This window comes from Methylocapsa sp. S129 (genome assembly GCF_009765995.1).
Lineage (GTDB): Bacteria > Pseudomonadota > Alphaproteobacteria > Rhizobiales > Beijerinckiaceae > Roseiarcus.
The window spans coordinates 831,453-843,386 of record NZ_LMUI01000011.1 but is presented as its reverse complement, the minus strand read 5'-3'; the positions used below and the strand labels follow the sequence as shown (position 1 = coordinate 843,386).

At 62.9% G+C, this 11,934-nt stretch carries 13 protein-coding genes; 6 read left to right on the top strand and 7 right to left on the bottom strand.

Translation table 11 applies throughout. The features are described from left to right. Window positions 1-35 precede the first annotated feature (35 nt). Window positions 36-1,247, top strand: coding sequence for an ABC transporter substrate-binding protein (locus tag GSQ90_RS06470; RefSeq protein WP_158813941.1), 1,212 nt, complete (start codon window positions 36-38; stop codon window positions 1,245-1,247). Window positions 1,248-1,293: 46 nt separating this feature from the next. On the opposite strand, the gene GSQ90_RS06465 is transcribed toward GSQ90_RS06470, so the two are convergent. The 4 genes from GSQ90_RS06465 to GSQ90_RS06450 are packed head-to-tail and all read right to left on the bottom strand — an operon-like array spanning window position 1,294 to window position 4,767. After that, window positions 1,294-2,496, bottom strand: a complete 1,203-nt coding sequence (locus tag GSQ90_RS06465; protein ID WP_158813940.1) for an acetyl-CoA C-acyltransferase — start codon at window positions 2,494-2,496, stop codon at window positions 1,294-1,296. Next, the gene (locus tag GSQ90_RS06460) at window positions 2,496-3,419 is read right to left on the bottom strand and encodes an SDR family NAD(P)-dependent oxidoreductase (RefSeq protein ID WP_158813939.1); all 924 of its coding nucleotides are present in this window, start codon (window positions 3,417-3,419) and stop codon (window positions 2,496-2,498) included. Before GSQ90_RS06460 ends, GSQ90_RS06465 begins: the two co-directional genes overlap by 1 nt. After that, window positions 3,416-3,919, bottom strand: coding sequence for a MaoC family dehydratase (locus tag GSQ90_RS06455; protein WP_210254827.1), 504 nt, complete (start codon window positions 3,917-3,919; stop codon window positions 3,416-3,418). The genes GSQ90_RS06460 and GSQ90_RS06455 overlap by 4 nt, the downstream gene beginning before the upstream one ends. Continuing rightward, entirely contained in the window at window positions 3,916-4,767 is an 852-nt protein-coding gene (locus GSQ90_RS06450) for an SDR family oxidoreductase (protein ID WP_371418333.1), read from the bottom strand. The genes GSQ90_RS06455 and GSQ90_RS06450 overlap by 4 nt, the downstream gene beginning before the upstream one ends. A 126-nt stretch (window positions 4,768-4,893) precedes the next feature. Here GSQ90_RS06450 and GSQ90_RS06445 point away from each other — a divergent pair, with 126 nt between their 5' ends. From GSQ90_RS06445 to GSQ90_RS06425, 5 genes are all read left to right on the top strand, one after another. Next, window positions 4,894-5,721 (top strand): carbon-nitrogen hydrolase family protein, encoded by an 828-nt coding sequence (locus GSQ90_RS06445; protein ID WP_158813938.1) that lies wholly within the window; start codon window positions 4,894-4,896, stop codon window positions 5,719-5,721. 123 nt (window positions 5,722-5,844) lie between these two features. Then, the gene (locus GSQ90_RS06440) at window positions 5,845-6,552 is read left to right on the top strand and encodes a B12-binding domain-containing protein (protein ID WP_158813937.1); all 708 of its coding nucleotides are present in this window, start codon (window positions 5,845-5,847) and stop codon (window positions 6,550-6,552) included. A gap of 133 nt (window positions 6,553-6,685) precedes the next feature. Continuing rightward, the gene (locus tag GSQ90_RS06435; RefSeq protein WP_246731466.1) at window positions 6,686-7,294 is read left to right on the top strand and encodes a DUF1638 domain-containing protein; all 609 of its coding nucleotides are present in this window, start codon (window positions 6,686-6,688) and stop codon (window positions 7,292-7,294) included. Beyond that, window positions 7,282-7,611: a virulence factor gene (locus GSQ90_RS06430; protein WP_158813935.1), complete on the top strand. Its 330-nt coding sequence runs from the start codon at window positions 7,282-7,284 to the stop codon at window positions 7,609-7,611. Before GSQ90_RS06435 ends, GSQ90_RS06430 begins: the two co-directional genes overlap by 13 nt. Then, entirely contained in the window at window positions 7,608-9,605 is a 1,998-nt protein-coding gene (locus GSQ90_RS06425) for an ASKHA domain-containing protein (RefSeq protein ID WP_246731432.1), read from the top strand. The genes GSQ90_RS06430 and GSQ90_RS06425 overlap by 4 nt, the downstream gene beginning before the upstream one ends. Window positions 9,606-9,676: 71 nt before the next feature. Here GSQ90_RS06425 and GSQ90_RS06420 read toward each other — a convergent pair whose 3' ends face one another. From GSQ90_RS06420 to GSQ90_RS06410, 3 genes are all read right to left on the bottom strand, one after another. Next, window positions 9,677-10,063, bottom strand: a complete 387-nt coding sequence (locus tag GSQ90_RS06420; RefSeq protein WP_158813934.1) for a hypothetical protein — start codon at window positions 10,061-10,063, stop codon at window positions 9,677-9,679. Between the two features lie 290 nt (window positions 10,064-10,353). Next, complete coding sequence (gene ubiA, locus GSQ90_RS06415) at window positions 10,354-11,271, bottom strand: 4-hydroxybenzoate octaprenyltransferase (protein ID WP_246731431.1); 918 nt, start codon at window positions 11,269-11,271, stop codon at window positions 10,354-10,356. Between the two features lie 53 nt (window positions 11,272-11,324). After that, complete coding sequence (locus GSQ90_RS06410) at window positions 11,325-11,780, bottom strand: hypothetical protein (RefSeq protein ID WP_158813933.1); 456 nt, start codon at window positions 11,778-11,780, stop codon at window positions 11,325-11,327. Window positions 11,781-11,934: the final 154 nt, after the last annotated feature.

Sequence of the window (11,934 nt, the reverse complement as noted above, 5' to 3'; positions counted from 1 at the left end):
CCGGCGCAGACGCGTCACAACAGGAGGAAGCAAGCATGATTTCGCGTCGTACTCTTTTGCAGGCGGGCGCCGTCTCGGCCGCCGCCCTCGCATCCGGCCTGCGGCCGGCGCGCGCCGCCAATGCGGTAGGCGTCACCGAGGCCGAAATCAAGATCGGCCAGACCATGCCCTATAGCGGGCCGGCGTCGGCTTATGGCGTGATCGGCAAGGCCGACGTCGCCTATTTCAAGATGATCAACGAGGCGGGCGGAATCAATGGCCGCAAGCTCAACCTGATCAGCCTCGATGACGGCTACAGCCCACCCAAGACCGTCGAACAAACTCGCCGGCTCGTCGAACAGGAACAGGTCGCGTTCATCTTCAACAGTCTGGGCACGCCGTCCAACGCCGCGATCCGGCCCTATCTCACCGAGAACAAGGTGCCGCAATTGTTCGTCGCCACCGGCGCCGCCATGTGGAACGACCCCAAGAACTTTCCATGGACGATCGGATGGCAGCCGAACTATCAGACTGAGGCCAGCATCTTCGGCAAGCATATTGTTGCGACGAAGCCGGGCGCCAAGATCGGCGTGCTCTATCAGAACGACGCGTTCGGCAAGGATTATCTGACCGGGTTGAAGGCGGGACTCGGCGCGGATCACGCGGGGCTCATCATCAAGGAGGCCTCCTATGAAGTTTCCGAGCCGACCGTGGATTCGCAGATCGTTTCGCTGCAGGATTCGGGCGCTGACGTTTTGCTCATCGCCGCGACGCCGAAATTCGCGGCGCAGGCGATCCGCAAGACTTTCGACATCGGCTGGACGCCCGTCCGCTATATGACCGATGTTTCGCTGTCGATCGCCTCCGTGATGAAACCGGCGGGCCTTGAGAAGTCGAAGGGCGTGATCACCGCCAATTACGGCAAGGATCCGACGGACGCGCGCTGGAAGGATGACGAGGGGTATAAGGGATGGGCCGCCTTCGTTGCGAAATACTTGACGCCGGCCGATCTGATCGACTCCAACGCGATCTACGGATATGGCGTCGCCGCCACGATGGTGCAGGTGCTCAAGCAATGCGAGAACGATCTGTCGCGCGAGAACATCATGCGTCAGGCCGCCAACATCAAGGACCTCGAATTGCCGATGCTGCTGCCAGGTGTGAAGATCAACACCTCGCCGGACAATTTCGCGCCGATTCGGCAAGAACAGCTTGAAAGCTTCAACGGCGAGAGCTGGAGCGCGTTCGGCGATCTGCTGCAGGGCTAAACCGGAGGGATGGGCGGGCGCGACGCCACAGCGCCCGCCGCCTATCTCAAGCGACCTCGAACAGCCCGGCGGCGCCCATACCGCCGCCGACACACATGGTCACGACAACATATTTTACGCCGCGTCTCTTGCCCTCTATGAGAGCATGGCCGGTCAGGCGCGCGCCGCTCATGCCATAGGGATGGCCGATCGAAATCGCCCCGCCGTCGACATTCAGCCGTTCGTCGGGAATGCCGAGGCGGTCGCGGCAATAGAGCACCTGTACGGCGAAGGCTTCGTTCAATTCCCAAAGGCCGATGTCCTCGACCTTAAGCCCATGCGCCTTGAGCAGTTTGGGCACGGCGAAGACCGGCCCAATGCCCATCTCGTCGGGATCGCAACCAGCGACGGCAATGCCGCGATAGATTCCAAGCGGCTGCAGACCGCGCTTCTCGGCCTGCTTCGCCTCCATCAACACGGAAGCCGAGGCCCCATCGGAGAGTTGCGACGCATTGCCCGCGGTGATGAACGCGCCGCTCTCGAGGCGCTGCCCTTTCGTGAAGACGGTTTTCAGCGCTTGCAGGCCGGCGAGGGTCGTATCGGCGCGATTGCCCTCGTCCTGCTTGAGCGTGATCGGCTTGTCGCTGACAGCGCCGGTCGCCTTATCAGTGACTTTCATCACGCTCGGCAAAGGCACGATCTCGGCGTCAAACCGGCCGGCGGCCTGGGCGGCGGCGGTGCGCTGCTGCGATTGCAACGCATATTCATCCTGACGTTCGCGCGAAATCCCGTAGCGCTGCGCGACGATCTCCGCCGTCTCCAGCATGCTCATGTAGACATCGTTGCGATGGGCGACGAGCCACGGATCTCTGGCGCGGTACACATTCGCATGTTCGTTCTGCACGAGCGAAATCGATTCAAGACCGCCGCCGACCGTGGTCTGCATGCCGTCGCAGACGATCTGCTTGGCGGCGATCGAAATCGCCATCAGGCCCGACGCGCATTGCCGATCAACCGACATGCCGGCGACAGACGTCGGCAGGCCGGCGCGCAGGGCGGCCTGGCGCGCCACATTCATATAGGTGGAGCCCTGCTGCATCGCCGCGCCCATGACGACATCGTCGATTTCGCTGGTGTCGACTCCGGCTCGCTTGACGGCCTGTTCGATCGCATGGCCGCCAAGCGTCTGCGCCTGGGTGTCATTGAAGGCGCCGCGATAGGCGCGCCCGATCGGCGTGCGCGCGGTCGAAACAACAACAGCTTCCCGCATCACGAGACTCCTTTTTGCGATAGTTTGACGCCAAGCGCCTTGGCGGCCGCCTCGACGAATTTGAAGGTCTGGCCGAAAGCATTGTCGAGCGGACGCGCCGTTTTGGAATCCGCGATCTCACCGAAACGGGCGGCGATCGTTTCGGGCGTGCGATCGGCCTTGGTCAAAAACACGCCGGCCGTCTCTTCGATATGGGTCACGGCGAAGACGCCGGCGCCGGCGCCCAGAATGATCTTTGAGGGCGCGTCTTCGCTGACCAGGAACAGAACGGCGGGAGTCACGGTCTCCGGGCTCATCAGCGCGGCCATTTCCGGCGGAATCAGCCCCTCCGTCATGCCGGTCGCCGCGGTCGGCAGCAGCGTGTTGACGCGAATGTTATTCTTGACGCCTTCGAGATGCAGCACATTCATCAGTCCGATCATGCCCGCTTTGGCCGCGCCATAATTGGACTGCCCGAAATTGCCATAAACGCCGGAAGCCGAGGATGTGAACAGCACGCGCCCGTAATTGCGCTCACGCATTCCCGCCCAGACCGCCTTGGCGCAGATCGCCGATCCCAGCAGATGCACTTTCACGACCAGCTCAAACTCGGCGAGCTCCATTTTGGCGAAAGTCTTGTCGCGCAGAATGCCGGCATTATTGACAAGAATATCGACGCTACCCCATTGCGATTGCGCGGCCTCGACCATGGCGGCGACCTGCTCGGCATTGGCGACATCGGCGCCATTAGCCATTGCAACGCCACCGGCCGCCTCGATTTCGCGGACCACCTTGAGCGAAGCCTCCGACGGCTCGCCATCACGCCCAAGATCGTTGACGACGACCTTGGCGCCCCGCGCGGCGAGCCCCAGGGCGTGACAGCGGCCAAGCCCGCCGCCCCCGCCGGTGACAATGGCCACCCGCCCATCAAAGCGTATCGTCATTTGACGCCAGCCCTCGCATGATCCGGACTCAGGACGAAAAGGGTCAACCATTCCGCGACAAGGGCCGGCTTGTCGGCGCCTTCGATCTCGACGGTTACGACATTCCGGGAAAGGAACTCGGTCGGCGAACGCGCCGTGACGCTTTCGAGTTTGAAGCGTCCGCGAATGCGCGCCCCCGCCGGCACGGGCGACAGAAAACGCAGCTTGTCGAAGCCATAATTGACGCCCATTGCGCGGCCTTCGATCTCAGGCAAGGCGTCCATCGCCAGCGCTGAGAGCATCGACAGGGTGAGAAACCCGTGGGCGATCGTTCCGCCGAAGGGCGAGGCGCGCGCCGCCTGGGGATCGATATGGATGAATTGCCGATCCTCGGTAATTTCGGCGAAAGCATCGATCCGCTTCTGGTCGATCGTGAACCAGCGCGAGACGCCGGTCTCGGTTCCCGCGAGGGCCACGAATTGATCAATCGAAATCAGGCGAGGCGCGCTCGAATCGTTCACGGATCCGTCTCCGAAAGCATAGGGGGCGGGGCGTAGACGCTAACCCCGCCATCGACCGGGATGATGGCGCCCGTCGTATAGGCCCCGCCGCGCCCCGCCAAATAGAGAATTGTGGCGGCCAGATCCTCTGGCCGGCCCAGGCGCCGCATCGGCACGCTGGCCAAAGCGGCGGCGAGTCCCGCCTCCTTGCCCAGGGTAAACGCCGTCATCTTGGTCTTGAAGGGGCCCGGCGCGATCGCATTCACCGTCACATGACGCCCGGCGAATTCGCTGGCGAGAATGCGCGTCAAATGATGCACGGCGCTCTTGGACGCGGCATAGGAATAGGCGCTTTCCGATTGTGTGATCGTCCCCATCACCGAGCCGATATTGATGATCGTCGCCGGCCGGTCCTCGCTACCGGATTTGACCAGTAGCGGCATCAGATCGCGCGTCAAACTGAACAGGCCCGTGACATTGACGCTGAGGACGCGGTCCCAGCCTTTCCATTCGAACGTCTCGAAGGGCGCTCCCCAATTGACGCCGGCATTGTTGACGAGAATATCGAGCCGATCGGTCCGCTTGCGCATTTCCTCAGCGAGCGCCGTCACGCCCTGTTCGGTCGCGACCGTCCCGCCAAACCCCTCGCAAGGGCCGATCGCCGAAAGCTCTTTGGCGACGGCCTCGCAGGCCTCCGCCTTGCGCGAGGCGATCAGCACGCGGGCGCCCGCGCTCAGCAGCGCCTCGGCGCAGACGCGGCCGATGCCCGTCGCCCCGCCCGTCACCAGCGCTGTGCGCCCGGCCACGGAAAAAAGATCGGGCAAAGAAAACAACGCGTCCCCCCATGTTTTGGCAGCGGCAATGTTCACTGTTGCGCCGCTTTTGTCGATAGGTTTCGTGAGAGAGGCCGCCGCGGAACGGCCCGCGAAAGGGTTGACGGACGCGCGTCGTCCTCCGACATTGACCGGGCATGCCCCGACCAGCCAGGCGCCCCCATGAAAGTTTCGCTCGTTCAGATGAATTCGATCAACGACAAGGCGGCGAATATCGCCGCCGCGCGGGCCCTTATCGAAAAAGCAGTCGCCGAGGAAGCGCCGGACTGGGTGCTGCTGCCCGAGCAATTCGATTGGGCCGGCGGCGCGCGGGGCGATAAGCAAGCCAATGCGGAGGTCGTTCCCGGCGGCCCGGCCTATGCGATGGCGCAGGAACTGGCGCGCAAACACCGCATTTTCATCCATGCCGGGTCCATCATGGAGCGGATCGAGGGCGACGAGCGCATCCATAATACGAGCGTCGTCTTCAATCGCCAGGGCGAGGAGATCGCCCGCTATCGCAAGATCCATCTGTTCGACGTGACGACCCCGGACGGCACTTCGTACAAGGAAAGCGCGACGGTCAAGGCGGGCGACAAGGTGGTGACCTATGATTGCGAGGGCGTCACGATCGGCTGCTCCATCTGCTACGACCTGCGCTTCCCCGACCTCTTTCAGGCTCTGGCCGAGAAGGGCGCGCAGATCATCGCTTTGCCGGCCGCCTTCACGCTGCAAACGGGCAAGGACCATTGGGAAGTGCTGCTGCGCGCGCGCGCCATCGAAACCCAGACCTATCTCTGCGCCAGCGCCCAGACCGGCTCCTTCACGGTCGGCAACGAACAGCGCGCGACCTACGGCCATTCGCTGGTCGCCGACCCCTGGGGTCATATCGTCGCCAAGGCGTCGGATGGCGTCGGCGTCGTCTCCACCCGGATCGACCCGGCTCTGGTCGCCAAAGTCCGCCAGATGATCCCTGTCGCCCAGCACAGGGTTAAGATTGATCGGACGTGACCAGCCGCAAAATGTGGCGGCGCCGATTGATAATTATGCTTTGCGTCTCTGTAACTAGGGGCGATATTGCAGCGCCGCCGCGTCTGCTCGTTCGGCGCGGTGGAGTCCTGGGGAAAATAGACGATGGCGGATGATGAACTCGACCTGTCGACGCTCTCCGACGACGAACTCGTTCCGCAGATCCATGACGATCTCTATGACGGGCTGAAGGAAGAAATCGAAACGGGCGTCCGTATTTTGTTGGATCGCGGCTGGACGCCTTATGACGTCCTGACCAAGGCGCTTGTCGAAGGCATGCGCATCGTCGGCATTGATTTTCGCGACGGCATTCTGTTCGTGCCGGAAGTGCTGATGTCGGCCAATGCGATGAAAGCGGGCATGGCGATCCTGCGCCCGCTGCTGATCGCCACCGGCGCGCCCAAAATGGGCAAGATGGTAATCGGCACCGTCAAGGGCGACATCCATGACATCGGCAAGAACCTCGTCTGCATGATGATGGAGGGCGCCGGATTCGAAGTGTTCGATATCGGCATCAACAATGGCGTCGAGAAATATCTCGAAGCGATAGAGAAGCACCAACCCGAAATTCTCGGCATGTCAGCGCTGCTGACAACCACCATGCCCTATATGAAAGTGGTGATCGACGCGCTCAAGGAAAAAGGCATGCGCAACGATTATATCGTGCTGGTCGGCGGCGCGCCTTTGAATGAATCTTTTGCCCAGGCGGTCGGCGCCGACGCCTATTGCCGCGACGCCGCGGTTGCGGTGGAAACGGCCAAAGCCTTCATGGCGCGCCGGCAGGGGTCCGCGCCGGCGCATGCGTCGGCGTAGATCGTCATCGCGGGCGGAGCGAAGCCATGACGGCTTTGGAGAGACGTGATTTTTGAGTGAGGACGCAGCCAGCTTCGGAGAAGTCGATCGCGAGGCTCAGCTTCCTGGCCGCGGCGCCGGCGCGCGCCGGACTCTGGTCATTGCTTGCGGCGCGCTGGCGCGCGAAATCGTCGCGCTGCAACGCGGGCCGCTCGCCCATGTCGACGTGACCTGTCTGCCCGCCAAGTTGCATAACAGGCCCGAACGAATTCCCGGCGAGATGCGCCGCAAGATTGTAGAAAATCGCGCCCATTATGACGAAATTCTCTGCCTCTACGCCGATTGCGGCACGGGCGGCGAGCTCGATCGCGTGCTGCGCGAGGAAGGCGTGACGCGGATCGAGGGCGCGCATTGCTACGAATTTTTCGCCGGCGCGACCGATTTTGCCACCATGATGGAGGATGAGCCGGGCACGTTCTTCCTGACCGATTTCCTCACCCGTCATTTCGATCGCCTCGTCATCGAGGGGCTCGGGCTCGATCGCTTCCCGCAATTGCGCGACGACTATTTCAAGAACTACCGCCGCCTCGTCTATCTCGCCCAGTTCGAGGATCCCGAACTGACTCTCAAGGCGGAGGCGGCGGCCAGGCGGCTCGGCCTCGCCTTTGAGCGCCGCGTCACCGGAGTTGGCGGCGTTGAGAGATTCCTGACGCGCTTGGAGCGAGCCACGCCATTGCAGCCGAGTGAGCGATGGCCAATCTGACTATTCTCTATTGGCGCGATATTCCCAGCCAGATCATCGTCAAGGCGGGCCGCACCGCGGCCAAACGCGAATTGCCGGAGCGTTTCATCCGTGCGATCGACGCCGCGGCGATGCGCTCGGGCGCCAGCGGAACGGACGCCTATCTCGCCGACTGGCGGCGTGGCGATCCCAGCCCCTGCGGCGACGATCTGGAGGCGGAGGCGAGCGGGGCCGCCGCGCGCATCGAGGCTGAATATGATAACGAACGGCTTGCCCAACTGATCAGGCAAGACGGCCGCGAGGTCTGGCCCTTGCGCCAGGCGGAACGGAACCCTTGAACACGCATCTCGTCGTCTTCACGCCTTCCGGCAAAAGGGAGCGCCTGTCCGAGGGCTTGAGCGTCCTGGAGGCCGCGCGCAAGCTCGGCGTCGACCTTGACTCGGTATGCGGCGGCCGCGGCATATGCGGGCGCTGCCAGATCGACGTGGCGGAAGGTCAATTCGCCAAGCATGGCGTGGTTTCGGCGCACGATCATGTCACGCCATGGAATAGCGTCGAGCAGCGTTACGCCGACAAGCGCGGGGCTCTCGCAGCGGGCCGCCGCCTGGGCTGCCAGGCGCGCATCTGCGGCGATCTCGCCATCGACGTCCCCTCCGAGTCGCAAGTTCATCGTCAGGTCGTGCGCAAGCGCGCCGAAACCCATCCTATCGTTATCGATCCGGTCGTGCGCCTCTATTACGTTGAGGTTCGCGCACCCGACATCCACGATCCCTCCAGCGATCTGCGCCGTCTTCAGGCGGCCCTCGCCGAGCAATGGGGCGTCGGAGAGACGGCGGCCGATCTGGGCGTCCTGCGCGATCTGCAAAAGACTCTGCGCGTGGGTCAGTGGAAGGCGACCGTCGCGCTACGCAAGGATCGCGACATTGTCGCTGTCCTGCCCGGCTTTCGCGAGCAGGCGCTGGGCGTCGCCTTCGACATCGGCTCGACGACGATCGCGGCGCATCTCTGCGATCTGGCGAGCGGCGAAGTCCTCGCATCGGCGGGCGTAATGAACCCGCAGATCCGCTTTGGCGAAGATCTGATGAGCCGCGTTTCCTATGTGATGATGAACCCGGGCGGCGATGCGGAATTGACGCTGAGCGTGCGCGCCGCCGTCGATTCGCTGATCGGCGAGGTCGTCAGCCAAGCAAAGGTCGCCCGCGCGGATATTTTCGAGATCACAATGGTCGGCAATCCGATCATGCATCATCTATTCCTCGGCCTCGATCCGACCGAACTTGGCGGCGCGCCCTTTGCATTGACCCTGGACGGCGCCTTCGAGGCGCGCGCACGTGAATTCGGTCTCGACGTCGCGCCTGGCGCGTTTGTCTATTGCCTGCCGTGCATCGCCGGCCATGTCGGCGCCGACACCGCCGGCGCCGTGCTCGCCGAAGGGCCCTATTTGCGCGATGAACTCACCCTGCTCGTCGATGTCGGCACCAATGCGGAATTGGTTTTCGGCAATAAGGATCGGCTGCTCGCCTGCTCCTCGCCGACCGGCCCCGCCTTTGAAGGCGCGCAAATCTCGTGCGGCCAGCGCGCCGCGCCCGGCGCCATCGAGCGCGTGCGCATCGATCGCGTGACGCTGGAGCCGCGCTTCAAGGTGATCGGCAGCGATCTCTGGTCGAACGAGGCTGGCTTCGCCCAATCGATCGAGCAGATCGGCGTCACCGGCATATGCGGGTCCGGGATCATTGAGATCATTGCCGAAATGTTCCTGTGCGGGATATTGACGAGCGATGGCGTCATCGACGGCGCGCTTGCGGAAAAGACGCCGCGCATCGAGGCGGTCGGCCGCACCTTCGCCTATGTGCTGCATGAGGGCGAGCCGCGCCTGCAAATCTATCAGACCGACGTGCGCGCCATTCAGCTCGCCAAAGCCGCCCTCTACGCCGGCGCCAAATTGCTGCTGGAGCGTTACGGCGCGACTTTGCCAGAGCGGGTGACGCTGGCTGGCGCCTTTGGCAGCCATATCGACGTGACTTATGCAATGGCGCTCGGCCTCATCCCCGATTGCGACCTCGCCAAGGTCGCCGCGGCGGGCAATGCGGCGGGCACGGGCGCGCGCATTGCGTTGCTCAACCTCGCCGCGCGAAGCGAGATCGAGGACGTCGTGCGACGGGTCGAAAAAATCGAAACCGCGATCGAGCCGCGTTTTCAGGAATATTTTGTCGCGGCGATGGCGTTGCCCAATAAGGTCGACGCCTTCCCCAATCTGGCCAGGGCGATCACGCTGCCGCCGGCGCGCGAGAACGCAGCAGGCGAGCGTGGGCAGCGACGACGGCGGCGATAGCGACGACCAGCGTCGCACATGCGCTGTGTCTTGCTTACGCCAAGACTATCAAACGAACCGGCGCGGTCTGGCTAGAGGCCGCCTGATTCATGATTGATCGTGTCTGTCGCGACGTCCTGCATCATGGCGATCAACTCAACGGGGATCGGCATGGGGGTGCAGGCTTTGTTGCCGTCGATAAAGAAAACCATCCCGCCTTTGTTGCCGTCGACCTGGGCGAGCACGGCTTTATCCCCGTAAGGCAGACCCGCGGGCGTCTCGGGATTCATCGCGTAAATGCCGCGCATGAATTCCCATTGCTGCTGCGTCAGCTCGATCCACTTGCCGTTGCGCGCGGTAATCGCGTCCTTCGGCACGGAGACGTCGACGCATCGGCTGGAAGAATTATTGGCGGCGATCGCCACTTGCGGCAGGACCGTCAGAGCGCCGACAAATGCGAGACAGGCTTTGTTCAACATGAGGAACTCCTATGGTTAGGCGCCCTCCACCGTTGGCAATGTCCGCTTCCTCGCCGTTCACCTGATCCGATCATCCGTTCGTCGACCGGAACGCCTGACGCTGCGAGCGTGACGCAATGCGCTCATTGTGGCTAAGCAAAACCCGTGCCACGCTTCCGGTCTGGTATCGAAATCACGCGCCCGAAGGTCGCGAATTGCGACGCCACGACCAACAATTGCTCATGATCGCGCCGACGCGTTACTATTTTCTTAACCTATTTTCAGGGAATTTGGCGCGCCCGGCCCCCTCTTCAGAACAGGAACCGCGTCGTCCACCCATCGAGCGCAAAGCCCACGAACAGGATGAGGCCGGCGTTCCAGTTGGAGCGGAACAGATCGCCCGCCCCCTGAGGGGTCGCCCCCTCGACCCGGCGCAATTGCCACACCAGATGCAGGCAATAGCAGCACAGTCCGATCTGCGCGATGAAGCGCCCTCCCCCCGCCAACAGAGCCGCTTCAGCGAACAGCGCCGCGCCGAAATAGAACAGGCCGACGCCGAAGCGAACCTTTGCGCCAAACAGCCGCGCTGTCGATTTGATCCCAACGACCGCGTCGTCGCGCGCGTCCTGCAGCGCGTAAATCGTGTCATAGCCGATCGTCCAGCAGAACGCCGAGGCATAGAGAAGATAGGCCGGCGCCGAGAGATCGCCATAGAGCGCCGCCCAACCCACCAGCGCCCCCCATGAAAAAGCGAGGCCCAGAACCGCCTGTGGCCACGCGGTGACGCGCTTCATCAGGGGATAGACCGCGACAATGGCCAGCGAGCCGAGGCTGAGGACGATCGCGAAGCGATTGAAGCAAAGCAGGACGGCGAGACCGACCAGCGCCTGAAAAACGAGAAAGATCGCGGCGGCGCGGACGCTGACGCGCCCGGAAGGCAAGGGGCGTCCCCGGGTGCGTTCGACGCCGGCGTCAAGCTTGCGATCGAGAATATCATTATAAGTGGAGCCGGCGCCGCGCATCGCGATCGCGCCGATCAGAAAGAGCGCGAGATGGGCGACGTTAGGACCGCTCCGACTGGCGACACCCGCAAGCGCCACAGACTGCCAGCACGGCGCCAGCAGCAATTGCCAGCCGATCGGGCGATCGAGCCGAGCGAGTTGCACGAAAGGAAGCGCAGCGGGCGGCGTCAGCCGAAGAACAAGGCTCGTCGGCCGGGCATCCGGCAAGACAGTCGAATCAGGCGCGCCGGACAGGATATTCGCCCCCTGCCCCTTGGCGCTCAAAGCGGTCCGGCTGGAAGAGGCTGCGCTTGCGGGGCGCCATTGGAGCCGGCGGCGGCGCGAGCCGCTTCCTGCTTCTTCATCTGCGCCGCTACGCTGCAGGCCTTGTTCGAAAACGCCAGGCTCTTGAGGTGATTTTCCTTGAGACTCGTCACAACCTCATCAGGAATGCCGCACCAATCCTTGTTCTTTTCCATATAGGCGATCAGGGCGTTTTCCGCTGCATTGAGCCCCCCCGATTGGGCGCAGAATAGAGCGGGATTCATAGGTTTGCCCTTTGCGGCCTGAACCATTTGATTGATCTTATTCAGTTCGACTTCCCGCTTTTCGGACATGCGTTTGAGATCGTCGCCGCAGCTCTGCTGGGCGAAAGACGGTGTGCTGATGGTCAAAACGCCCGCGGTCAGTCCGAAAACGAACAGGGCGAGCCGGATAAGTGGCGTAAGACGCGCCATGTCAGTGAACTCCATAGCCAAATAGCCAATTGTTCCGGACAAATAGAGCATTTTGAAGGAGGAGGAAACCGCTCTGAAAATAGAGGAGAATTGCTGGCGGCGCGTAGGCGGAGGGCAGTAGCCAGTGGGCAGTGGCATGGAAACAACGCTACTG